The 24,554-nt window shown below is 44.2% G+C and carries 24 protein-coding genes and 1 riboswitch; of the genes, 13 read left to right on the top strand and 11 right to left on the bottom strand.

What is annotated here, in order from left to right; genetic code table 11:
• Positions 1 to 21 precede the first annotated feature (21 nt).
• A complete protein-coding gene (locus AF333_RS30845; RefSeq protein ID WP_139188922.1) occupies positions 22 to 243 on the top strand; it encodes a YneF family protein in 222 nt (73 codons plus the stop codon).
• Between the two features lie 124 nt (positions 244 to 367).
• On the opposite strand, the gene AF333_RS30850 is transcribed toward AF333_RS30845, so the two are convergent.
• Positions 368 to 1,357 (bottom strand): metal-dependent hydrolase, encoded by a 990-nt coding sequence (locus AF333_RS30850; protein WP_043065801.1) that lies wholly within the window; start codon positions 1,355 to 1,357, stop codon positions 368 to 370.
• A 25-nt stretch (positions 1,358 to 1,382) separates the two neighbouring features.
• Here AF333_RS30850 and AF333_RS36595 point away from each other — a divergent pair, with 25 nt between their 5' ends.
• Genes AF333_RS36595 through AF333_RS30865 form a run of 4 tightly spaced genes read left to right on the top strand, consistent with a single transcriptional unit; the run spans position 1,383 to position 3,471 of the window.
• A complete protein-coding gene (locus tag AF333_RS36595; RefSeq protein WP_235497074.1) occupies positions 1,383 to 1,562 on the top strand; it encodes a hypothetical protein in 180 nt (59 codons plus the stop codon).
• Between the two features lie 18 nt (positions 1,563 to 1,580).
• Entirely contained in the window at positions 1,581 to 1,913 is a 333-nt protein-coding gene (locus AF333_RS30855) for an MFS transporter (RefSeq protein WP_043065802.1), read from the top strand.
• A 3-nt stretch (positions 1,914 to 1,916) separates the two neighbouring features.
• Entirely contained in the window at positions 1,917 to 3,053 is a 1,137-nt protein-coding gene (gene mutY / locus AF333_RS30860; RefSeq protein ID WP_043065803.1) for an A/G-specific adenine glycosylase, read from the top strand.
• A 37-nt stretch (positions 3,054 to 3,090) separates the two neighbouring features.
• Entirely contained in the window at positions 3,091 to 3,471 is a 381-nt protein-coding gene (locus AF333_RS30865) for a PilZ domain-containing protein (RefSeq protein WP_052812041.1), read from the top strand.
• A 50-nt stretch (positions 3,472 to 3,521) separates the two neighbouring features.
• On the opposite strand, the gene AF333_RS30870 is transcribed toward AF333_RS30865, so the two are convergent.
• From AF333_RS30870 to AF333_RS30880, 3 genes are all read right to left on the bottom strand, one after another.
• Positions 3,522 to 4,202, bottom strand: a complete 681-nt coding sequence (locus AF333_RS30870) for a Bax inhibitor-1/YccA family protein (protein WP_043065804.1) — start codon at positions 4,200 to 4,202, stop codon at positions 3,522 to 3,524.
• Positions 4,203 to 4,329: 127 nt separating this feature from the next.
• Complete coding sequence (locus AF333_RS30875) at positions 4,330 to 4,941, bottom strand: superoxide dismutase (RefSeq protein ID WP_043065805.1); 612 nt, start codon at positions 4,939 to 4,941, stop codon at positions 4,330 to 4,332.
• 135 nt (positions 4,942 to 5,076) lie between these two features.
• Positions 5,077 to 5,301, bottom strand: coding sequence for a hypothetical protein (locus AF333_RS30880; protein WP_043065806.1), 225 nt, complete (start codon positions 5,299 to 5,301; stop codon positions 5,077 to 5,079).
• Between the two features lie 270 nt (positions 5,302 to 5,571).
• Between AF333_RS30880 and AF333_RS30885 the strand changes: the two genes are divergently transcribed.
• The 4 genes from AF333_RS30885 (at position 5,572) to AF333_RS30900 (ending at position 8,879) form a co-directional block, all read left to right on the top strand.
• The gene (locus AF333_RS30885) at positions 5,572 to 5,856 is read left to right on the top strand and encodes a hypothetical protein (protein ID WP_043065807.1); all 285 of its coding nucleotides are present in this window, start codon (positions 5,572 to 5,574) and stop codon (positions 5,854 to 5,856) included.
• 133 nt (positions 5,857 to 5,989) lie between these two features.
• Positions 5,990 to 6,418 (top strand): GNAT family N-acetyltransferase, encoded by a 429-nt coding sequence (locus AF333_RS30890; protein ID WP_043065808.1) that lies wholly within the window; start codon positions 5,990 to 5,992, stop codon positions 6,416 to 6,418.
• Between the two features lie 84 nt (positions 6,419 to 6,502).
• The gene (locus AF333_RS30895) at positions 6,503 to 7,033 is read left to right on the top strand and encodes a DUF402 domain-containing protein (RefSeq protein ID WP_407638707.1); all 531 of its coding nucleotides are present in this window, start codon (positions 6,503 to 6,505) and stop codon (positions 7,031 to 7,033) included.
• Positions 7,034 to 7,100: 67 nt separating this feature from the next.
• On the top strand, positions 7,101 to 8,879 hold the full coding sequence (locus AF333_RS30900) for an ABC transporter ATP-binding protein (protein ID WP_043065810.1): 1,779 nt from the start codon (positions 7,101 to 7,103) through the stop codon (positions 8,877 to 8,879).
• 143 nt (positions 8,880 to 9,022) lie between these two features.
• Here AF333_RS30900 and AF333_RS30905 read toward each other — a convergent pair whose 3' ends face one another.
• The 7 genes from AF333_RS30905 to AF333_RS30935 all read right to left on the bottom strand — a co-directional run bounded on the left by AF333_RS30905 (position 9,023) and on the right by AF333_RS30935 (position 19,945).
• Positions 9,023 to 9,559 carry a 1,2-dihydroxy-3-keto-5-methylthiopentene dioxygenase gene (locus tag AF333_RS30905; RefSeq protein ID WP_043065811.1) on the bottom strand — a complete coding sequence of 179 codons (537 nt, stop codon included), beginning with the start codon at positions 9,557 to 9,559 and terminating at the stop codon, positions 9,023 to 9,025.
• Between the two features lie 45 nt (positions 9,560 to 9,604).
• The gene (locus AF333_RS30910) at positions 9,605 to 10,297 is read right to left on the bottom strand and encodes a methylthioribulose 1-phosphate dehydratase (RefSeq protein ID WP_043065812.1); all 693 of its coding nucleotides are present in this window, start codon (positions 10,295 to 10,297) and stop codon (positions 9,605 to 9,607) included.
• Positions 10,294 to 10,974, bottom strand: a complete 681-nt coding sequence (locus AF333_RS30915) for an MtnX-like HAD-IB family phosphatase (RefSeq protein ID WP_043065813.1) — start codon at positions 10,972 to 10,974, stop codon at positions 10,294 to 10,296. Before AF333_RS30915 ends, AF333_RS30910 begins: the two co-directional genes overlap by 4 nt.
• 1 nt (position 10,975) lies before the next feature.
• The gene (locus tag AF333_RS30920; protein ID WP_043065814.1) at positions 10,976 to 12,169 is read right to left on the bottom strand and encodes a 2,3-diketo-5-methylthiopentyl-1-phosphate enolase; all 1,194 of its coding nucleotides are present in this window, start codon (positions 12,167 to 12,169) and stop codon (positions 10,976 to 10,978) included.
• A gap of 84 nt (positions 12,170 to 12,253) precedes the next feature.
• Positions 12,254 to 12,376: riboswitch (SAM riboswitch) on the bottom strand.
• A 57-nt stretch (positions 12,377 to 12,433) separates the two neighbouring features.
• Entirely contained in the window at positions 12,434 to 13,501 is a 1,068-nt protein-coding gene (locus AF333_RS30925; RefSeq protein WP_043065815.1) for an FUSC family protein, read from the bottom strand.
• A 160-nt stretch (positions 13,502 to 13,661) separates the two neighbouring features.
• Complete coding sequence (locus AF333_RS30930; RefSeq protein ID WP_043065816.1) at positions 13,662 to 18,155, bottom strand: glutamate synthase-related protein; 4,494 nt, start codon at positions 18,153 to 18,155, stop codon at positions 13,662 to 13,664.
• A 494-nt stretch (positions 18,156 to 18,649) separates the two neighbouring features.
• A complete protein-coding gene (locus tag AF333_RS30935) occupies positions 18,650 to 19,945 on the bottom strand; it encodes a glutamate-1-semialdehyde 2,1-aminomutase (protein ID WP_043065817.1) in 1,296 nt (431 codons plus the stop codon).
• A 246-nt stretch (positions 19,946 to 20,191) separates the two neighbouring features.
• Between AF333_RS30935 and AF333_RS30940 the strand changes: the two genes are divergently transcribed.
• The 4 genes from AF333_RS30940 to AF333_RS30955 all read left to right on the top strand — a co-directional run bounded on the left by AF333_RS30940 (position 20,192) and on the right by AF333_RS30955 (position 24,474).
• Entirely contained in the window at positions 20,192 to 21,199 is a 1,008-nt protein-coding gene (locus AF333_RS30940) for an ABC transporter ATP-binding protein (RefSeq protein ID WP_043065818.1), read from the top strand.
• Entirely contained in the window at positions 21,192 to 21,986 is a 795-nt protein-coding gene (locus AF333_RS30945; RefSeq protein WP_043065819.1) for an ABC transporter permease, read from the top strand. Before AF333_RS30940 ends, AF333_RS30945 begins: the two co-directional genes overlap by 8 nt.
• A 483-nt stretch (positions 21,987 to 22,469) precedes the next feature.
• Complete coding sequence (locus AF333_RS30950) at positions 22,470 to 23,186, top strand: class I SAM-dependent methyltransferase (RefSeq protein ID WP_043065820.1); 717 nt, start codon at positions 22,470 to 22,472, stop codon at positions 23,184 to 23,186.
• A gap of 4 nt (positions 23,187 to 23,190) precedes the next feature.
• Complete coding sequence (locus tag AF333_RS30955; RefSeq protein ID WP_043065821.1) at positions 23,191 to 24,474, top strand: ATP-binding protein; 1,284 nt, start codon at positions 23,191 to 23,193, stop codon at positions 24,472 to 24,474.
• Positions 24,475 to 24,554: the final 80 nt, after the last annotated feature.

Raw genomic sequence — 24,554 nt, forward strand, 5'->3', positions numbered from 1 at the left:
AGAGTGGAAGGGACGAGCATTATGTGGACTTACATTACCCCAATCCTGACGCTGATTCTTGGATTGGTCGGCGGCTTCGCCATCGGTGTATGGTATCTGAAAAACCAGATGTCTAATATGCAGATGGATGAGAAGCAATTGCAACAAATCGCACGCTCGATGGGGATGAATCTGAACCAGAAGCAACTGAATCAAATGAGCCGGAGAATGCAAAGCGCGAAACCGGGCAAGAAGAAGAAATAATGCCAAGGGATATATCCCCTGTAATAAAAGCTGTGGACAGATTGACTGGACTCAGCTTTTTTGCTTACTTGCACATAAAAGAAAGCCGAACGATCGATTGAATCGTTCGGCTTTCTTCATTTACCTATGACTTCTCCAGCACCAGTTCCGGTACTAGAACTTTACTTTCCATTTTATGCTCGCGGTATTCCCAGCCTGTATAAGAGTCAATTACGTTTAACTGCTCATCCAGGTGGACAATCGCGACAAATGCATAATGGGTCTTGGTACGGTAGCGCAGGTCGATCCAGCGTACTTCGTGTCCAAACTCCCGCTTTTTCGTATATACATGCGGATAGCGGGTGAAAGAAAGGAATGCCTGCACTTTCTCATCCTGCTGCGCTCTTTCGATGACTTCATTATGCTCCTTCTTGTAGAAGGTGTCATGCCATATGATATGCTTGTTGCGTAATTCCCCTACATACGAAGCATCCGGAGTTTCTGCAACAATACCCCAGCGTGTCCAGCGAATTGTTGGAAGCAGAATATAATGGCCTTCTTCTCCCAAATCGGCTTTTACCATATTGACCAGTTTGTTGTATACTATCACTCGCTGGATGATGTACGTTATCATCACGGCGTAGACAGCACTAAATACATGGCCGGGGGCAAAGCCAGCGGCCCAGAATAAAAAGCCGATAATATGAATGCCCATAATAAATGGGTCAAAAATGTTAATCACATTAAGCGAAATCCATCGCTTCGAGAAGGGACGGGCCGCCTGTGTACCATACGAATTAAACAAGTCGATGGACACATGGACGACTACAGCGAGCAGTGTCCACAACAGCAAATGCAGGTAGGAGACACTAGGGAAGAAAGCGTAAATTCCTCCGCTGATAAGTGCTGTCCAGATAAGAATTGCCGGAATGGAGTGGGACCTTCCACGGTGATTACGGATGTACGTAGCATTGCCCCGAAACTTCAGCACCGTATCAAAGTCGGGAGCCTGAGAGCCAATTAGTGTGCCAAGTAGTACGGCACTGGCGAGTTCAGGATGAGCGGACACAGCCGGATCCAAATACGCAAGACCTGCAAGACCAAAACCCATAGCAATGTGGGTACCTGTATCCAAGAATGAATTCCTCCAATTCCTATAGTTGGCTGAAAAAGCCTTTTTTTTAATGCATTGCTTTACAGCGATATTAGCAAATAGTGCAATGCAAGTTGATATGATTTATTATAAAGGAAAACCTGTGAAATGTTTAGCTATTTTACATAATATCCGCTTTTTTTTATCAGATGTTCAAAGTTTTGCCCTAACTATTACAAAACGATAACAAAGTGAGGGATGAGCAATGCACAGCATTCAGGTGTTTGCCGAATATAAAGTGAAACCCGAGATGCGGGACGAGTACCTGCACAAAGTTAAAGACATAGCGACAGCCATGAACCATATCGGTGTTGATGATTTTATCGTACACGAAGGCGTAGATCAACCCGGATTGTTTGTCGAAATGTTTCATGTTCCGACAATAGAGGCCTATCGAAAAATAAAACGGAAACGATGTGAAGAAAAGGCAGCAATAGGAGAGTTTTGGCAGAGCATCAACGATTGCATTCAAGGCGGCACAGAAAAGTTACATATGTGGGCGTTCTCACCAATTGATATGAACGGGAGTGAAGAATAATTCATGGCAAGAAAGCAACAGGAGCAGCAGGATATCATCGGATCTTTTGCTATTGAAGCCTTTCAAAATGATTTGTTGTACTGGTTTGAGCGGCAGCAGCGGGACTTACCATGGCGGCAGAGCCGTGATGCATACCGGGTTTGGGTTTCGGAGATTATGCTCCAGCAGACCAGAGTAGATACTGTAATCCCATATTATGAACGATTTATGGAACGGTTCCCGACAGTCGAAAAGTTGGCTGATGCAGAATTGGAGGAGGTTTATAAATATTGGGAAGGATTAGGGTACTATTCTCGCGCCCGTAATTTGCATAGTGCAGTAAAAGAGGTGAAGGAAAGGTACGGTGGCACTGTGCCAGACACGCCGGAAGATGTACATGCACTGAAAGGTGTAGGTCCTTATACCGCGGGAGCGATTTTAAGCATTGCATACGGTCTGCCGGAGCCTGCGGTGGACGGCAACGTAATGCGTGTACTGTCACGTATTTTCCTTATCGAAGAAGATATTGCGAAAGTAAGCACGAGAAAAGTATTTGAGGCGGTTGTACGGCGCATTATCGCACATCGTAATCCTTCATTTTTTAATCAAGCATTAATGGAGTTAGGGGCACTTATTTGTATTCCGCGCTCTCCACGCTGCGGCTCCTGTCCGGTTGCCTCACACTGCCGCGCCCGCGAGCAAGGTATACAGGAAACGTTGCCTGTTAAGAAGAAGGCAAAACAAGGAAGAGTGGAAGAGCGAGGAGTGGCGCTCGTGCGGCGCGAAGACGGACGCTGGCTCATTCATAAGCGACCAGAGAGTGGACTTCTGGCTAATCTGTGGGAGTTTCCGAACGCGGAATGTCAGGAAGAGGCTGAAGCGAGGGAAAAGATTAGCGTGTATATGTACAGAACATTCGGTGTCAAATGCGTACCACAGGACTTAGTAATGGAACACAGTCACGTATTCTCACATTTACAGTGGAATCTGCACACCTATATGTGCGGCTATAAAGGAAAGGAAGAAGGACAAGGAGAGGCAGCAGCGAAAGCCCGAATGTTATGGGTTACCATAGATGAGATGGAGAATTATCCATTTTCGGTCTCTCATAAGAAAATCGTTGACGCACTGCGTGAAGGCTTCCAGCAGAGTTTGTTATAGCCAATCAGATAAGGCAGAGAGAAAGGAGAGGGTGGGAGTGGAGTACAAACGGAAAGAAGGCTTTCGTCTTGAATTTCCGGAAGGACTTCCGGGTACATTCAATATTGTTAAAGTCGGGGAACAATATGTGAGCAGCAAGCCGGGTGTGGTTATAATCCATGATATCAGCCTTCGAGGAGCTAAAGTGTCTACGCCGCTTGCTCTTCCGTTCCAGAAAGAACGTATGCAGATCGAACTGCACTTTGGCATTAATGCTCAGCCGTTTGCGGTGCGTGGTAGTATGGTATGGAAACGCCAGGAGGACTCCCGCTACTTTTATGGAGTCTTTTTCGATGAGGAGAGCTATTCAAGTGATGATTTGTTCGAAGAATTGAAGCATTATGCAAGGGAAAGAAATGAGCGAAAAAAAGAACAGTAGAAAAAAGAGGAGGCGCCTGTAGCATCTCCTCTTTTTCTTTTGAAGAGGTACTAGTCCCGATTGCCGAAAATACGTAAAAGATAGAGGAATAAATTGATGAAATCAAGATAGAGAATAAGCGCACCGATAATTGCCTCTTTTGTTTCCTCGCCTGTCCCTTCGTTTCCAATGATGTTCGCTTCTTTAATTCTTTGCATATCGTATGCGGTCAAGCCGGAGAATACGATAACACCCACGTAGGTAGTAATCCAGTATAGTGTGCTGCTATGAAGAAAAAAATTGACCAGTGTAGCGAGAATGAGGCCAATCAGCGCCATAAAAAGGATAGAACCCATTCGTGATAAATCCCGTTTTGTTACATAACCGTACACGGCTAATGTGCCAAACATACCTGCTGTAATAAGAAAGGTAAGTACGATAGAGCTTGATGTGTACAGAGCGAACAGAAGAGAAAAAGTGATGCCATTCAGCGCTGCATAAATGAAAAATAACAGCGTGGCACTTGTAACCGATAGCTTGTGCACGCGGGCTGACAGGTAAAATACCATGATCAGCTCTGCGATGAGAATTCCAAAGAATGCGTAAGGGTGTTCACTGAAATAAGTTAGTACATTCTCGTTGCGGCTAAGCAGGTACGCTACGACCGCTGTCATCAGTAATCCAACAAACATCCAGGAGAATACACGTTGTATATACCGCCTCTGCTCGGCAGCAACTGCTGCGATATTCATGCATATCCGCCTCCTTTTATCATCTTATACCCTTACGTTTCCCAAAATGGAAGATTGCAAAAAACAAAAATGTAAGAAAGCCGACTTTCTATGGAAAGCCGGCTTCATCTAGACGTTTATTTGTCCATTACTTCGCTTCGTTAAAGCGCTTGTTTACTGCATCCCAGTTTACAGTGTTCCACCAAGCGGAGATGTAATCCGGGCGCTTGTTTTGATATTTCAAGTAGTAAGCATGCTCCCATACATCCAGGCCGAGAACTGGAGTTTTACCTTCCATTAACGGGTTGTCTTGGTTCGGTGTGCTGGTGATTGCCAGTTTGCCGTTTTCAACGATAACCCAAGCCCAACCGCTTCCGAAACGAGTAGCAGCTGCTTTTGCAAATTCTTCTTTCAGCTTATCGAAGCTGCCGAATGCTTCATTAATAGCAGCCGCGATATCGCCTGTCGGCTCTCCGCCACCATTAGGGCTCATGATTTCCCAGAACAGGCTGTGGTTGTAGTGACCACCGCCGTTGTTACGTACGGCTGTACGGATGTTTTCCGGTACGCTATTGATGTTACGCATTAAGTCTTCAATGCTTTTGCCAGCTAGATCTGCTTGGCCTTCAAGTGCTGCGTTCAAGTTGTTTACGTATGTTGCATGGTGTCTGTCATGATGGATTTCCATCGTTTGTGCATCGATGTGCGGTTCGAGCGCATCGAAAGAATAAGGTAGAGCTGGTAATTCAAATTTTGCCATAATGTAACTCCTCCTTTATGGTTGTACACGGATATACTTCCAAAATTAATTATATCTTACTGAGAGCATAATTCAATACAAAACAGATAAAAAAGTATAGTAATTAGGTTTTCCAGGAGTATTGTTGCTGAATTATCAATCATAGATAATACGAGAGCTATGATCCCAGGCTCCCTCATCGCTTGGTACGCCGCCTCGTTTCTCTACTTCTTCGATAATTTTATGATGGTAGCTTATACCCTGAGTATTTAAGAAAGGTGCCATTTCGCTCATCATATCATGATGGTATAACAATTCCTTCATCTCCCACTCTGCTATCGGCATATCGCTCAATTCGTCTAGCTTACGACCTACATACATATGTATCCTTCACCCCCTTTCCTCCGATTGTATTACTTGAAAAACGAGCGAGGTGTGTGTCAAGCGTTGCCTGCAAGCTTTTCTTACTTTTACCGCAATACATGGTTTTTAAACGCATATGCAAAAAGAGGGGAAACAGCATTTAAGCTACGTGAGCAAATATATCTTGTCATAAAAAATACACAAAATTAGGAAAATAAAAAAAGGATTACTTTGGAAAAAAATGAATATAAATAGTAGATAAAACTAAAAAGGAAGGGGCAATCAGTTATGTATCCTCTTGAAGAAGTGTTGACTTGGGAAGCGGAAATGGACGATAGCCTGCAGCAGGAGCGCCAGATTCTCGCCGCGTACCAGTGGATGAAAATGGATTTGACTGACCGTCGCGCCGTCCTTCTTCAGGAAGATACCATCGATGCTTTTTCCCTTGACACTGTAGACCAGGCAATTCTCCGAGTAGAAGAACTTATTTCGGAGCGGAGCGTTATTATCGGAGAGAAAGAAAAAGCTGTTCAGACGATGTATCAGCAGTGGAAACAATTGCTAAAAGGCTGATAATAATGCTGGAAACCTGCTTGATTCGGGCAGGTTTTTCTTTTTCTGCACGTTTCGTTTTCTGATTAATAGCGACATTTACCATTGGGTAGTGTAAAATAAAAAGTAGACGAAAAGCAGGGAGGACGTTGGCGTGTTAATACGGTCGTTTCGTTTGGGAGATTATGTACACATCACACGCATCTGGCAGGAAACAGGATTGGAACAGACAGAAACAGAGACGCTCGACGCACTGGCTAAACAATTGGCCTGGGATAGCGATCTCGTTATGATTGCAGAGCATGAGGGAGAAGTAGCCGGAGTTATCGTAGGAACTATTGATGGAACACGCGGTTACTTTTACCGGTTGGCAGTTAATCCGGGGCTGCAGGGCATGGGCATCGGTCGCAAGCTGGTGGAAGCGCTTGAGAAGCGTTTTAAAGAAAGAGGCGTCACGAGAGTATTTATTATGGTAAATCAAGATAATAAGAAGGTCCTTCCTTTCTATAGCTTGCTTGGATATGAAGTGAAGGAATATATTACATTATCTAAGAAGTTAACACCTAATACGGATACAGAATAAGAGGCGCTTGCTTCTTTTGCGCTAAAAAGGGGAAAATAAGCGTGAAGGAGTGTTCGTATACATTATATGAGAAGGAAGGAGAGCGTGATGACGTCACCCGGAACCCCGCTTCGCATCGAAAGTTATAAGCATGATCAATCGTTTCACCGCTCATGGGACAAAACGCTGATGCTTCATTTGAGTGATGCGGTTCTCATTGGCGGAAACGATAACGTCCGAGTTACCGAATCGGACGGACGGGAGTGGCGAACGCGCGAACCAGCGATATGTACGTTTGGCCGCGGACAGTGGTTTAATACGATTGCAATGATTCGAACAGATGGAGTTTATTACTACTGCAATATCGGCTCGCCGTTTTCTTTGCGTAATGATTTGGTCACGTACATAGACTACGACCTTGATGTGAAGGTCTATCCGGATATGAGTTATACCATCCTGGATAAAGAAGAGTTCGCGCTGCATAGCCGGCGAATGCAATATCCTCAAGATGTAATCGATATGGTGTATAAGGGAGTACAGGAAGTCGTCACCTGGATTCAAGAGAGAAGAGGACCCTTCCATCCCGGTTTTGTCGATCGTTGGTACGAGCGGTATCTGCATTTACGAAATCCATGAGACTCCTTTTCGTGATGAAAGGGAGTTTTTTATTCAGCCGCAAGAGGCATAGAAAGGGGCTGAGCGATTGGGCAGCATACGGAGATATCTTATCTTTGTTAAGCCGTATTGGAAGAAGATTGCTCTGACGATCGTTATAGGTATTTTCAAGTTCGGTATTCCGTTGATTATGCCGTTGTTGTTGAAGTATGTGGTGGACGATATTCTGTTGGAATCGAACGCAACAGCGGACGAGAAGATACAAAGCTTGCTGTATATGATGGGCGGTGTTCTTCTTTTGTTTACAGTCGTACGCTGGCCTATTGAGTATTGGCGGCAGTACCTGGCCCAATCAGTGTCTAATACCGTACTGTATGATATACGAAACCGGGCTTTCGACCACATCCAAAGGCTATCGCTTCGTTATTTTCATAATCATCGCGCAGGAGAAGTTATTTCGCGTGTCATCAATGATGTCGAACAGACGAAGAGTTTTGTAGACACTGGATTGATGAATGTATGGCTTGATTTGGTAACACTTTTGATTGCGCTCGGTATTATGTTTTCGATGGATGGATGGCTGACGCTTGTGTCCATCTGTATGTTCCCTTTATACGGATTCTCGGTGAAATACTTCTATTCTAGGCTACGCCATCTGACACGGGTACGTTCCCAAGCGCTGGCGACACTTCAGGCGCACCTTCATGAGCGTGTACAGGGTGTCCCCGTTATCAAAAGCTTTGCGCTTGAAGAACACGAACAAGGACAGTTTGATGAGCGTAATAAGAATTTTCTGTCACGTGCGCTAGAGCATACGAGCTGGAACGCTAAAACATTCGCCGCGGTTAATACGATTACGGATGTGGCACCACTGTTGGTGATTGCGGTGGCCGGTTATCAGGTTATCCAGGGAAGCTTGTCGGTTGGTTCGCTGGTCGCATTCTATGCATACCTAGATCGGTTGTATGCACCTCTGCGTCGTCTGGTCAATTCATCTACTACGCTTACGCAGGCGTTCGCCTCGATGGATCGTGTATTCGAGTTTATGGATGAGAAATACGATGTTAACGACAAGCCGGGTGCACACGAATTGCCGCCGATCGCAGGTCGTGTCACATTCGAAGGGGTGCATTTCCGTTATCTCACCGAGGGAGAAGATGTATTGAAAGGAATTACACTTACTGTCGAACCAGGTAAAACAGTGGCGCTCGTCGGGGCTAGTGGCGGTGGGAAATCTTCTTTAATCAGTCTAATCCCGCGCTTCTATGATGTACGCGAGGGTAGCATCTGTATTGATGGGTACGATGTGCGTGATGTAACGATGAGAAGCTTGCGTAGTCAGATTGGGATGGTACTTCAGGATAATATTCTGTTTAGTGATTCCATTAGAGAAAATATCCTTATGGGAAACCCGGAAGCGAGTCAGGAAGAAGTAATCGAAGCGGCAAAAGCGGCCAATGCCCACGATTTCATTATGGAATTGACAAATGGCTATGATACGGAAATCGGAGAGCGGGGAGTAAAACTATCTGGTGGACAGAAACAGCGGATTGCCATTGCTCGCGTATTCCTGAAAAATCCCAGCATTCTGATACTTGATGAGGCAACATCGGCGCTTGATTTAGAATCTGAGCATTTAATTCAGCAGTCGCTTGAGCGACTCGCGCATAATCGGACGACATTTATCGTCGCGCATCGTCTTTCCACCATTACGCATGCGGATAAAATCGTGCTAATTGAAGATGGCCGGATTAAAGAAGAAGGTACACATCATGAGCTGATGAATAGGCATGGGGCATACTATAAGCTGTTTACTGTACAAAATTTGGATGACACAGAATTGACGGAAACCGAACTTAATAGATGAAGTTAAAACCGCCGCGAAAATGCTGGCGGAACTATTAGTATGTAGGATAAAAAGGAACAGTATTTGAAGCACTGTTCCTTTTTTATATCTGACTTGGTGAATCAACATGGTCTTGTGGTAGTAGATAAGATGCTGTATATTGATTAATTTGCGGAGGCTGTGTTCTCTTCGTAAATTGCTTCCCATCCAGCTGGTGTCACAAAGATACGAATGCATTTGATTTTGCGATCTTCGCACAATGTGAACCAGTGACGGGTATAGGCAGGTACAGAAATCAGATCACCCGGCTCCATTACGACATCGAAATAGCGTCCGTCGTTTCCTTTTAAAGTGAAGATGCCATGTCCGTCTACGCAGAAGCGAACTTCATCATCCGTATGATGATGCTCTTCCTTGAATTTATCGAGCAATGCATCGAGATTTGGCGTAGCATCGGACAATACGATAATATCTTCAGTCTCATAACCGCGGCGTGCGCTTAGTTCGTCGATTTCGGTACGGAAGGAGTCGATGATTTGCTGTTTTTCTGCATCAGACAGAGAATAGTTTTCTTTTAGATTGCCCTCAAGTCGTTCAACACCCCATTTTTCATATATAACATCTTGACTATTTAAGAAATCTTTTACCTCGTTTCCTTTCACAATTTGTTTTTTTGTATCCAAAAAAGTAATGTAAGCCATTTTATTTTCCCTCTCTTTCGAATATTCGTTCTATATTTATGGTAATTATAGCTGTCCTGCAGCTCGATATGTGAGTGTTTGTTGCTGTCCTGCAATATGTCCGGCAAATTGTTGAACTTGCAGCCATTGCAGGTGATATCCAAACAGGAATTCAAATGCTTCAAGATGGCGCTTTGCTTCAAAGTTGTTACGGCCCCATGCATAAATACCATGATTACGGATTAATACGCCAGGGATACGAGGGTCTAGTACTTTCTCAACCGCTAGCGCCAGTCGGGGAATATCGGCGAAATTCTCGACAATGGGTATCCGGATTTCCGCGTTTTCTTCCCAGATGCCGAGACCTTTGATAAGTTCTTGATTGCGCAATGTTACATAACCCTGATTGCTGTATAATTCGGATACTATATTATTCGGAATGGTATGAACGTGAAACACGGCTCCTGTTTCCGGAATGTTACGGTAGATGGCTGTATGAATTTGTGTTTCTGCCGAAGGTTTCAGCGATGTTGCCTCGTATGGATTGCTGTTCTCGTCTACTACCAGATAGTCGTAAGGCGTGCAAACGGTTTTGTCCTTGCCGCTTGCCGTTACTGCAACAAGCAAAGGCTTGGAACTGATTTTAATAGACAGGTTACCGCTTGTGCCAGGGAACCAATCCCTGGCTGCAAACGCTAATTTCACCTGATCTAGTTGTTGAAAGACTTGTTGACGGACTTCATGAGTGTATGCGCTCATTGGGTTACCTCCGTTCGAGTGATAAAAGTAGCTAATGCTTCAATGCAATCATGGAAATTCGCAAAAGCCTGATAGTCAATACCAAGTTCTTCACATGTATCTGCGAGATAGTCACGGGCGATGACTGCATCGGCGATTTTTGCACCTTCAAGGTCGGTGATGCTATCACCGATAACGATTTTGAAATAACGGTTGCTATCGTAACCGCGGATAATAGTTGTTTTACACATTCCGCAGTCTACATCACAATGCTCATCACACGGACGAGGATAAATAATCTCAACATTCTCTCCGGAAAAGTCGCTTTGGTTGCAGTAAATCCTATTGATTTTCTCTGCGTATGGCGCAAGAATCGGATGGATGAAAAAATCAATACCATTGCTTGTTACAAGTAATTGAATATTCTGTTCGTGGCAGTAGTTGACAAAATCGCCGAACCCTTCACGAATACGGGCCCGATTCAATACAAAGTCGGTGACTTCTTTCCGGCGTATGCTTGGTATAAGCTGAAACAAGGCATATACGCCTGTACGCAGGCTTGTTTTTTTGGCGAAAATATCATCTACAATCGGTTTCCATTGTTCTTCAGGTACGAACGTACGCATGATGTCAATGATATTGTCTTTTTCGGTAATCGTGCCATCGAAGTCACAAAAGATAACGATTTGTTTACTCATATTATGCACCGCCCCATTTCTCAAGCGCCAGAGCCAGAGGCTTGCTTGTTTGTGCGCCTTTGGTAAGCGTTTGGCCCTTTACCACCGCATCAATGGCGGCACGGAATGCCCGTGCGCCGTCGGCAGCACCGTTCGGATGACCGTGTACTCCGCCGCCGGCATTTACAATAACATCTGTGCCGAAGTCTTGATACAGCTGGGTGACCAATCCTGGATGAATCCCGGCAGACGGCACTGGAAAAGCCGGCTTGTGTGCGCCGTTAGATACACGGGCATGCTCGGCAACCGTCAGTGCTTCTGTATGGTTCAAAGCTACTGAGCCGTACGGTGATGGATACAAAATCATATCTGCACCCGCCAGGCGCATCAGCTTGCCGAGCAAAAGCGGAGAGGAAATGCCATATTCATCCGCTGCGTAGAAAGCCCCTGCCATTGCTGGATGCGCCATCAATGGTACATTGATATCGGGATCGGCAGCCAGCCGGTGTAGAATATCGAAACCGTATGGCAGGACATTCAGCAGCAGGCAAGTAGCTCCTTGGTCAATTGCGTATTTTGCTTTGTCGACCAGTTGATGTACTGGGCCGGTCAAGTTGGCTGCGTATAGTACAGGTCGGCCAGATGCTTCGATGATACGGTTATAAGCACCGAGTCGTTCTGCCAACGGAGCTTTATCGTCTACGAAGAAAATTTCATCGTCTTTTACTAAATCTACGCCGCCTTCCACCTGCGCCGCAAATTGAGCTTCCAATTCATCCAGCGGAAGTCCAAGACAGGACTTAAAGATACTCATTAGCAGCGGTCGATCATGAACCCCGAGTCGTTCTCTGATGCCGGCAATACCAAACTTCGGTCCGGGAAACTGTGCAAGAAGGGAGGGAGGGACGTCAATGTCCACCAGCTTGATTTTTCCATCCATGGATAGCTTGCCGAATACCGTAGTGAGTAGTGAAGGAATATCTGGTGTGATATTTCCGACAGGGTACTGGATTGAGATGATGCCCTGTTGAAGGCCGTCTTTTTCTTCGGTAATAGTTACGTTACCGACTTTGCCCAGATACGGGGCCAGCATTTCCTGCCGGGCGAGCGGTAGGTCGGTCCAACTACCGACGGTCATACCTACGGCGATGCTCTCGGCTTTTTTATATAAATCTTTTGCTGTGGTTAGATAACTGACAGTAATAAATTCACTCATTGTCTCTTCATCCTTTCCTGGAAAACAAAAAAGCTCCCTTTCTGAAAGAAAGAGAGCGGTACGTTCACAAACAGGAACTTCACGATCTTATCTTTCAGAATGAAATAACCATTCTGCAGGAATTAGCACCTTTCTTTCCGTCGTATACGGTAAAAGCAGGTTGCCGGGCTTCATCGGGCCAGTCCCTCAGCCTTCTCGCGATAAGAAGAAATAAAATTGTCTGTGTTTAATGATAGTTTGGAATTGACAGTATGTCAATAGGTTTTATTCATCTTCACCTTGATGAGTATGAAATGTATGCACCAGTTTGCTTAAGCGTTCAAGCTGATTGGCGTATTCAAGAATTTCTGCTACGACTGGGAAGAGGTGACGCCATTGTCCATCATCTTCTTCCTGCGGTGTATTTTTTACTTCAGGATACAACGTTAAGAACTCATGTAATAGCCGGTTGTTCTCTTGCAAGATTTCCTCCGGAAGGTGCCAATCATCCCTTGTTTTCAGAATCCCGTTATAGGTCAGTAAAATATTTTTATGGTATTCCGTTAAGGCTTCCAGTTGGCTTTGAATTAGCGGGAAAAGATAGTGTCCGGGCTTGAATGAAGAATAGATATGGCGCTCAAAGGTACGCAGCATATCCATTTCTTTATATAGCACGGAAATCATCTGCTTAAAAAGCACTAGCTTTTTCTGGCTAGAGTAAGTGACTTTGCGTAGCTTTGTTATCTCTTCTGTATACAAATCATATAATTGTTCGATTGTCTTGAAGTTAGATTTGATTTTTTCTTTCTCTTCACGGAAGACTTTCTCTTCCATTTCATTATGGATAAGCGTACGCATAAGCACAGAGAATTTCTCTCCGGTTTTCGAAATCTCGTCAAATAGCTTTTGCTCATAACGTGGCGGGATAAATAAGGCATTAACTAATGCGGCCGAGAATACCCCGATAACGGTTAGCAGGAAACGGTTCCCTGCAAAGTATAAATAATTGCCGGTTGACGTCTCCATAACGGCGATAACCGTGACTAAGCTCAAGACAAGGCTGTTCTCCAATTTAAGACGAAGATTAATCATGATTACTAGCATAACGACTATACCGACGATTATCGGATCGGCACCGAGAAAATACGTTGCTGTTACACCCAGGGCGGCACCGATAAAGTTGGCTTCCATCTGTTCTCGCAGATGCTTAAGCGTACGGTACACTGTAGGCTGGATGCTCAGTGTCGCAGCAATTGCCGCAAAAAGCGGCGGCTGAAGATTAAACCAGTGACAGACAAGCAACGCTAGAATAAGGGCGATCCCTGTCTTTAAAATACGTGCTCCAACGCGCATAATTCCTCCAAACAGTACTATTGCTTACTGTATAATACCACGGTTCCCAGAAAAAGCAACAATAATAAAGCAGCCGTCTCTGGGAGGAAGACGGCTGCTGATATAGATGGTAATCACTCTGCAAATTTGGGAGCTGCAGGTGAAAATTATACGCGAAAAATTATTCTGTGGCGATAGATGGATCTGCCTGTTCCTTCATTGGCGATACCATTATGAAGTGCTGTTCGGCATTAGCCAGCAGCTCCTGAATATGAAGAGCTTTTTCAGGTTGACCACTTGCTTCGAGTTCAGTGATATATTCACCGAGCAGGTAAGCGATGTCTTCTTTTCCCTTGTTGTTTAGTGGCCCAAGCGTAACCTTTGCTGCTTTGGCAATCCGTCGTTTCATGGCTTCCTCGTCAAGTCCCATTTCCGGTTGGAGGCGTAAATATATGGTCCCTCCGGTCATGCCGGAACAAATCCATGGACCCGGATCGCCTAGTACAAGAGCACGGCCATTCGTCATATATTCAAAGGCAAAGCCTTTAATATTAGCACGTGCACCGATACCGCCCAATGTATCGTTTATCGGTTGCTGCAATTCGCCCCCGATAATAACGTCAGCTCCTGACAAACGGATACAGGCACGCGCATCCGCATTACCCTGTACGATATATAGACCCTTCTGAGCACCGTAGCAGAAGCTTTTACCCACGGATCCGTTAATGAACTCCCGGTGCGCATTTGGAGACTTCATAATTGTTACACGTCCCCCGAAACCGGTTTTTCCGACACCATCCTGCGCGCCACCGTGTACACGAATGGATACGCCTTCTGCATTGAAAGCCGCAAGTCCGTTGCCGGGTACACAGCCATTTTTGAATGTCAGCGAGACTTCTGGCAGTTTAACGTAGCTACCGTCCAGATGAGGTTTAACACGTGCGCCTGAGTAACGGCTACCCAGTACACGCTGATCGCCAAGCACATTGGTGAACGTCTCGTGAATCGGTGTATGCGGTGAAGAATAATTATCGTTAGCTTCATATCCTTCAGCCCCCACAGCTACAAGCACCTTCGATTCAACGTGAATGGGTTCGGCCAGCGGGAACGGTGCGCTTGTCAGAAGAGATGCCAAATCCATTTGTTCTTGTCCGCGTACCTGTACAAGCAAGTCGGAGCGCCCCACTGCATCCTGCATACGTTCAAATCCAAGCTCGCCGCTAATGCGTTTTACTTCCTCACCTAGCTGGGTGAATAGACGCTTGAGATTGTCTACTGCAATATCAAATACGCGAGGAACGAAGCGGCGGAGACCATGTTCTTTTGCTTCCTCGACCGATTCGATTTGTGTTGCGATACCTACATGACAGGTATCCAGGTGGCAACCGCGGCAAGTTGTACAGCCGACCGCCAGCATAGCAAGCGTACCGAAGCCGATCCGGTTGGCGCCGAGAAGGATCATTTTTACTACGTCATGCCCGCTCTTAACTCCGCCATCAGCCCATAGTTCTACTTTATCACGGAGCCCAGCTTCGATAAGGGCAGTATGCGCTGCTTTTACGCCAATCTCAACTGGAAGGCCGACATGTTGTAGTGCATGAACACGCGCTGCCCCTGTTCCGCCGTCAAATCCACTCAAGGTAATGAAGTCTGCGCCTGCCTTGGCAATACCGACGGCGATGGTACCAATATTCGGTACAATCGGTACTTTGACACACACTTTTGCTTCGCTATTAGCTGTTTTTAATTCAGTAATAATTTGAGCCAAATCCTCAATTGAATAAATATCATGGTTATTCGATGGAGAAATCAAATCGGAACCGAGCGTAGCATTCCGTGCTGCTGCGACTTTCGCTGTTACTTTCTTGCCGGGCAAGTGACCGCCTTCACCCGGCTTAGCACCCTGACCGATTTTAATCTCAAGTAAGTTCGATGAATTCGCTAATTCCACATTGACTCCGAAGCGACCGGAAGCAATTTGCTGTCCACGCGTTCTCGGATATTTGCCGAGCATATCCTTAATCTCGCCGCCCTCGCCATTAAAGCTCAGCATATTTAGTTGATCTGCCGCTTCGGCATAAGCGCGGAATGCAATCTCATTCTGTGAGCCGAATGACATGGATGAAATCATAAACGGTAGACTATGCTCGCCGATGGAGATATCTACTTGCTCCGGTGCGAGTGTTTTATCCGCTTTGGTTGTATCGAAGTCTGTTAAATGACGAATGGACAGCGGATTTTGCTGCTCTTGTTCTAGTAGTTTTTGTGCAAAATCGGCATAGGATAAGCTTCCTGAAGCCACTTCGCCAATAGATTTCCAGATGCGCGGCCACATATGGAAGATTTTTGCTGGACGGGCCTTCTCATCGGTAAATTCTTCATACCGTTTCTTGCTATCTGCTTCGAGATCGGTAAATGACGTACCGGCCTTGTTACTGCCGCAGAAATTGACGATATCGAGTACTTCAGCTACTTCTTCTCGTAGACCGATGGAGGAGAAGAGCCTTGCATACCCACGGAGTTCATGGATACCAATGGTGGAGATGACTTTCTCGAGCCCTTTATTTAGTGCACCGAACAGGTTTTCCACGGAAGATACTCCTTCCTTGGAGAAAGCAGTCGCAAATAATAGATATGGTGCTACTGCATCTGCGCCCAATCCAAAAGCAATGGCTAAATCATGCAGATTACGGATCGAACCGGAGCGGATAACAATACTTGTCTGGCGCCGCAGATTGCCGTTCCCTCTTGTTCCTGCCCTTTTTAGTGCGCGGTCTACTTTGGAAATAATCAGGTGTGGATCGATCCAGTATCGACTCTCCTGATGAACTGAACTGTCATCAAATAGAAGGATACGTGCGCCATTGGTTACAGCATCAACCGTACTTTGTGCAATGCGATTAAGCGCAGCAGGCAGCGATTCTTCATCTGTAAAATATACGGGTAGAACATGTGCGTCCGAGCCAAAATGCTCCATTAACTGCTCAAGTGATACAGTATTCAATTTGCTGACTACATCTTGCAAACTTTTGCCTTCTACCAGCAGTGGAGACGGGAGTTCGAGCGATGGAGTCAGATGGCCCGATTGCGGGAAGAGCTCCGGACGGCCACCTAATACGACACGGGTAGAGAAGTGTTCCATCTCGCGTTCTCGGTCAATCGCTGGATTGGTGACAACCGCAACGCTCTCTTTAATAAAATCGGCAATATTTTGTCGTGCGTCTGCAATAGCGGCCAACGGAGCATCATGTCCAAGAGAACGGATCGGTTCGGCGCCGTTGACGGACATTTGCTCAGCTAACTGTATGTGCTCGCGTTCCCAACCATACGCGGCATATTGCTGATTGTTCAACGCTTCGACATCTTCGTATGGAGTTTGTGCAGCATTTATTTCCGTGAAGTGAAGTTGGCTTCGGAAGCCAGTGAAATCGGCTCGGTTGCTGGAGCGTTCTAATACAAGATTTTGCAATTCATGATGCAGAATAATGGTTATTGGCTGCCCGGGCCTTAACTGCACTCCTACCTTTTCACCGGGGGCGAGTGCTTTCGGTTCGCTTACCATCTCATATACCGGTATTACGCCTTGTTCAGAGGAGAAATATAGCGAGGTTTCGCTTTCAACCATCCATACTGGACGCAGGCCAAGTGCGTCCACGCTAAATATGCACTCATTGGCATAGCGAGAAACGATACCTGCTGGCCCCTGTGCATAGTGGCCCCATGTTTGACGGTAGTATACATATAAGTCCTGCAATTCAGGTCGCAGGTTTTTCATCTCATTAATAATCGGAGGGAAGACCATCTCTAATGCTTCGAATAGGGACATGCCATAGCGGTGGATAAGTGTTTCGATTGACCTGTTCATATTCTGGGAATCGCTTCCGCCATCCACTAAGTCGACATTGAGCATGTCGCCTTCGTCTTCTAGCTTGCGGATAGTATTAATCTCCCCGTTATGCCCGATAATCGTAAAAGGCTGCACGCGGAAGAAATTAGACAGCGTGTTAGTGGAATAGCGGTTGTGTCCGATTGTAGCGGATGAAGCGAATGCCTCTTCCTGGATGTCCTGAAAATACTCAGGAAGAATGTTCGCGGCTCCCATGACCTTATATGAAGCCGAGTGATTGCTCAGAGAGGCGACATGAACATGATGCTTCTTCTCGATAGCGATCAAAAGCTCAAACAAAACATTTTCAATGACATCTGTTCCGTCATACTTACAAGCGAGCTGCCAGAATACAGGTTCATCTGCTCGGCCATTCTTGCCAAGGACTTCGCTGTTAACCGCATTTTTCTGCTCTAGCTCGATGGAAAGCTCTACCTGTGAGAACATGTGTCGGATGTCTTTCATGACACTTTCGACTTCTTGCCCTCGAGTTGGAATGAAAATGTGCGCGACAGCGAAAGAAGGGGAATGCGCCAATTCAGCTGGCTTCCCAGCATCTGCTAGCTTCTTGGTCCAAAGATCGCGTGGAATGTCGCTTAGGATACCGCATCCATCGCCTTCGCCATCAATGAAGCCAGAACGGTGCTCCATTTTCACTAGACCATCGATAATTTTAGATATGTTATCACGATGGGGCTTTCCGTTTTTCTCGATGATGGCTATAATGCCACAGCTATCGTGTTCTTCTGCCAGGTGATTGCGGAAATTACTGAAATCTGCTCTCTTCATTGTCTCGGTCAGCTGGACTGACCTTCACCTCCTAATAGACGGTAGTCTCTCACACGAAAAGCGATGGCCGTTCTCTTTGTATAGGCCGGGTTTCCGTACGAAAATGAACATATGATGTTCATTCTGTGAACAGTTCGATAAGAAAAACAAAACAGAACTGTCGGAAAAGTAAGTATAGAATATCATGAATCGCTTTTCCCTACAATAAAAAATGATTAATTATTCAGATGAAAGCGTTTTTATTTACTAAGGATAAACAATTGTAACAATTTAGAATATATAAGTTAATAACGTTAAAACGAATGATTTTATTATTTTTTAATATAATGTTCGGATGCTAATGTGCATTTTCTGTGATTTTATAAAAATAAGGTAGAACTTCCATAGATGTTATATTAGGTGACAAACATATTGAAATCTGTTAACATTTGCTTATATAAAAGAGGGTGCAATAATGAATTGCACCCTCTATGCGAAAATAAGTTGTATATTTATTAGTTTTTATGCATTTTAATAAATGATTTTCTTGCTGCTTCAATGGTGTAAATAACATCTTCCTCTGTATGAGCTGTAGTAATGAACCAGGCTTCATATTTGGAAGGAGCAAGACATACCCCTTCTTCCAAAATAGCGCGGAAGAAGCGAGCGAATTGTTCGCTGTCGGCAGTATTAGCGTCATCATAGTTTTTTACCGGCTGATCGGTAAAGTACATGGCTAATGCACCGACTACACGATTAATGGTAACAGGAACGCCTGCTTCATCTGCTGCTTGCTTAAGCCCGTCGCCAAGCAATTTGCCCAATCTATGCATTTCTTCATAAACCCCTGGCTGTTCCAGTACTTCCAGGCATGCGATACCCGCTTGCATGGATAATGGATTTCCAGCATGTGTTCCGGCTTGATATGCTGGTCCGAGAGGCGCTACTTTCTCCATAATGCTCTTGCGTCCGCCATATGCGCCGATTGGAAGACCTCCGCCTATGATTTTGCCGAGTGCTGTCAAATCCGGTTCGATACCGAGGAGGTTTTGGGCTCCACCGTATGTAAAACGGAAGCCTGTAATGACTTCATCATAAATAACCAATGCTCCGGCCTCGTGGGTAATGCGGTTGACTTCTTCCAGAAAACCTTCTTCCGGCGCAACAATACCGAAGTTACCTACAATCGGTTCCACCAGTACACCGGCTACTTGATCCCCCCATTTTTCCATTGCCTGAGCGAATGCGTCGATATCGTTGTACGGTACAGTGATGACCTCGTCGGCGATTGATTGCGGGATACCTGCGCTGTCCGGAATTCCGAGAGTGGAAGGGCCTGAGCCTGCGGCAACAAGGACAAGGTCAGAGTGGCCGTGGTAGCAACCGGCGAACTTCATGATTTTGTTCCGGCCTGTATAAGCGCGTGCGACACGGATGGTACTCATAACGGCTTCCGTGCCGGAGTTATTAAAGCGGATTTTTTCCATGGAAGGGATCGCTTCGCGAATTTTGCGGGCGAATACTGTTTCCCATGGTGTTGGCGTACCGTATAATACGCCGTTTTTCGCTGCGTTGATGATAGCTTCGGTGATGTGAGGATGCGCATGTCCGGTAATAATCGGTCCATACGCTGCCAGATAGTCTATGTATTTGTTGCCATCCACATCCCAGAAATAGGCACCTTCCGCTTTTGCCATAGTGACGGGTGCGCCGCCACCTACCGCTTTAAATGCGCGGGATGGACTGTTTACCCCTCCGACGATAACATCTAATGCTTCCGTATACAGTTCTTCAGAACGTGTGAAATTCAAGATTCATTCCTCCTATATCAATTGCGCTTACTCTTTTGAAATAGATAACCTCTTACTACATTAAAATTTTACTGTTTAGTAAAAGTGATTACAAGGAGAAGGAGGTTCCGCAGGGGATGTTGGAACATTCACACGACAGAGGATTCCCCCTGCTTATGGCAGTAGGGGTTTCCTATACGAAAGTAATGAAAACTAATTGCAAAAGATGTATGATAGCTAGTGGAACAAAAACGGAGGGAAGGTAAGATGCTACGAATTGAAGCGAAAGGACTTACAAAAGAATTTAAGTCACATATTAGCCGTCCGGGACTTACCGGTGCGTTTCGTGATTTATTCAATCGACAGTATCGAACGATGCGTGCTGTTAACGGAATCGATCTTGAAATTGCTCCTGGTGAAATCGTCGGCTATATAGGCGAGAATGGAGCAGGCAAGTCGACTACCATTAAAATGCTCACCGGCATTCTTATGCCTACGTCGGGTTATCTTCGCGTAAATGGCATGGACCCGCACCGTGAACGAGAAAAATTCGTGCGTACGATTGGCGTTGTATTTGGTCAGCGAAGCCAGCTTTGGTGGGACATTGCGGTTCAGGAATCGTTTACGCTTTTGAAAAAAGTATATCGGCTCTCGGATGAAGACTATAAAAGCCACATGGGCCACGTAATTGAGGTGCTCGAAATCGGAGAGTTGCTGAATAAACCGGTACGCAAGCTTAGCCTTGGACAGCGAATGCGCTGTGAGCTGGCAGCTGCGCTTATTCACAATCCGCCATTATTGTTTCTCGACGAGCCCACGATTGGTCTTGATGTGCTGGTCAAATTGAAAATTCGCGAGTTTTTGAAAGAGATTAACCAGAAATATGGTACAACGATCCTGTTAACCACACACGATTTGTCGGATATTGAAGCGCTGTCGTCACGCGTCGTTATGCTTGATAATGGTAATATTATTTATGATGGCGGGCTGAATGAGTTGCGCACCACATGGGGAAATGAAAAGAGGGTTATGATTGAGTTCACGAGACCTGCTGAGCTAGAGGACTTGGAACGCCTGACTGGTACGTTGCCCGTCATATGGCAAAAGGAAAACGAAGTGCGATTCCGGGCAGTATTTGGGGAAGAGGATGCCGCTGTATCAGATTTATTATCTCGCATTATTTCTCATTATGAAGTGAAGGATATTTCTATTGAAGCAGTGAGTACAGAAGAGATTGTACGTAACATCTATCAAGAGGGGATTACGCATGTTTAGCATGTACGCGGAAATTATCCGCATCCGCTTTTTGACAATGCTCGCGTATCGTGTGAACTATTACAGCGGCATTGTTGTCTATAGCATTAATATCGGGGCGTATTATTTTTTGTGGAATGCGATTTATGGCGGGCAGCCCAGCATGGGCGGATTAACTGCACAGCAGATGGTTACGTACGTGGCCATTAGTTGGATGGCCCGTGCATTTTATTTTAATAATATTGACCAAGAGATGGCGATGGATATTAAACAGGGAAAAGTCGCCATTGAGATGATACGGCCATATAACTATGTAACAGTTAAGCTTATGCAGGGATTCGGCGAAGGAATTTTTCGATTGCTATTCTTTTCTGTACCGGGCATGCTAATCGTCAGCTTTATCTTTCCGATTTATTATCCGGACAGTGGTGTAACCTGGAGTTGGTATTTGCTCAGCCTGATGATTAGTTTTGTCGTTAATACGCAGATTAACCTGATTACAGGCTTATTAACGTTCTTTTTTTATAATAATGAAGGGATTATGAGAGCGAAACGAGTGATTGTTGATTTGTTTTCAGGATTAATCCTGCCGATCAGCTTTTATCCCGAATGGGCTCAGGAGATACTGAAATATTTACCCTTTCAGGCGATTAGTTACTTGCCGGGTATGATTTTTACAGGAGGAATGGTGGGAGAGAAGGTCCACACGGCACTGCTTATTCAATTCGTATGGGTAATCGTATTGCTATTGCCAATATGGCTTATGTGGTGGCGAGCCCGTAAGAGTGTCGTGATTCAGGGAGGATAAGGGTAGCTGATTTTTAGGAGAGAGAAAACACTTGGTATACAAGGGTTTCTCTCTTTTTTCTTGCAGAATTTCTGAAGGTGTCTAGTAGGTGCTTGTTTATGTCGAACTTGTATATACGTTCAATGTAGTATGGATGGTGGTAAATGGAGTTTTAGTGAAGGCTTAGACGTATCGAGGTGTGTTTGCTCTAAATTAGTTTTCTGATTCGTTCCTCAGATTCTTTCTTTTGTTAGCACTTTTTCTCATTAAGGGAATAAGATATAGTATAGCTAATTAAATCATTTCCTTTAACCTCTTCTTTGCTCTAAGGAAGGGGTTTTTATTTTTTGAACAGCTATTTGTTCCATAAACTTATTCACCTTCCGACTTTTAAAAATATGAAATTGCTTGCAAAAGTTTCTTTCTTCAAGAAGGATTACCGGCTATTCTTGTCGAATTTTGTATATATTTGGAATGGTCAATGGTTTAATAAGGAGCAGAATGATGGCTGGACAAGTCTATAACACAAAAAAGTTAGAGCTTAATCGAGTGGTCTTTCTTGGAAGAACGTGGGAGGAATATTTATTAATTTTTGATTTGAAAGAGGAACAATTAATTGGAAAGAGCGTGCTTGATTGTCCTGGTGGGGCATGTTCATTTACTGCGATAGCAAATCAACGTGGCATTAGATCTGTCGCAGCTGATCTTGCATATTATCATTCAGTTGAGGCTCTTAAAGAAAAAGGATTGCAGGATATCGAATATATCATTCCAAAAATTGAACAAGTTAAAGATAATTACCGCTGGGACTACTTTGAAAACATAGTTGAATTGAAAAATAAAAGAGTAACGGCTTTGAGTCAGTGTATAAAAGATATGGAGGAGACGAATAAAAGTAGATATTTTCCGGTTGTATTACCAGTTTTACCTTTTGAAGATGGCTTTTTTGATATTACGCTGTCTGCTCACTTGTTATTTATGTACGCTGATAATATAGATTATTATTTTCATATTCAAACGATAGATGAACTACTTAGAGTAACAAAAGAAGAAGTACGCATTTTCCCTATAACGGATATGAATGGTAAAAGATACGATCGGATAGATGAGATTAAAGAATGGATAGTAATGAGGGGATGGGAAGCAGTTGAAAGTAAGAGTTCTTATGAGTTTCATAAAAACGTTAATACAATGCTAAAAATCAGGAAGACAAGCGAATGATCATATGAATGTAATTGATGGAATTAATCAGATTTTATTACAGGTTTTTTTAATTTTATTTCCGATTTTACTTTATCATTTATACTGGGGCGAAAATGATTTACTAGAAGATAAAAGAAAATCTAGATTTGCATATGGGTTATTGTCGACGGTATCTATTGTATTGTGTATGATTTTCACTTTTCCAATCTCTAATGGATATTTATTGGATTTAAGGACTGTTCCTTTACTTATATCATTTTTGTATGGAGGGTACAGGTCAGGAATTTTTGTTACGGTTGTTTTTTTAGGCTATCGTTATTACCTGGGTGGTGGGGGATTTTTTGTACCATTGATTGTTTGTTCTTTTCTGGTTCCATGTTTAATCGCGATCACACCCCGTTATCAAAGCTGTTCTACACGCTATAGGGTGTTTCTTGCAGCAATTATAGCCCTTGGTACATCCATTCTAATTGCTACTGTAACGTATATGAAAATGGCTTGGTCAGACATACAAATTGATAAGGGATTTTCACTTTTTTTTGCTGGGTATACTACTATTCAGACATTTACCATGTGGGTTACCGTTTATTTAATAGAAGGGTTAAAAGAAAAAGCATTAATCCAACATCAATTGCGTCAGTCAGATAAATTAAATGTAATGAGTGAACTGGTTGCATCTGTCGCCCATGAAATCAGAAATCCTTTAACTGTTGTAAGAGGCTTCATGCAATTGTTTGATGAAAACAGGAAAATTCCAGAGGAAGTTAAGCCTTACATAGGGCTAGTAATAAAAGAAATAGACAGAACACAGGAAATTATTACAGACTTTTTATCCTTTGCTAAGCCCAAATTGGAGAAAGTAGAAAGATTTTCAGTTGCTGAGCAAATCCGATATGTAACCAGCTTAATGTCTTCTTATGCCACACTACAAAATGTTCACATGAAATTATTTATTGCTGATTGCCCTTATATAGAAACAGACCCTGATAAATTTAACCAAATCCTCATTAATATTATGAAAAACGGTATTGAAGCTATGCCGAGAGGAGGAGAGTTAGAAGTGAATCTAAGGGAAACGAATGGAATAGCAGAAATTTGTGTGAACGATCAAGGTGTTGGGATGACAGAAGAAGAAGTAAAACGTCTTGGTACCCTTTTTTACTCAACAAAAACAAAAGGAACGGGTATAGGATTACTGGTTAGTTATCGACTCATTGAAAAAATGAACGGTGAAGTTGAGGTTAGAAGCAGGAAGGGAAACGGTACACAGTTTATCATTAAGCTACCAATGGTAACAGAAAAATAGGAACCAACCTAACGAAGTGAAAGCCGATTTCCTTAACTTATAGGAAGTCGGCTTTCGCTTTGTTATGAAAATGAAAATAA

It is taken from the genome of Aneurinibacillus migulanus (genome assembly GCF_001274715.1).
Classification (GTDB): Bacteria; Bacillota; Bacilli; order Aneurinibacillales; family Aneurinibacillaceae; genus Aneurinibacillus; species Aneurinibacillus migulanus.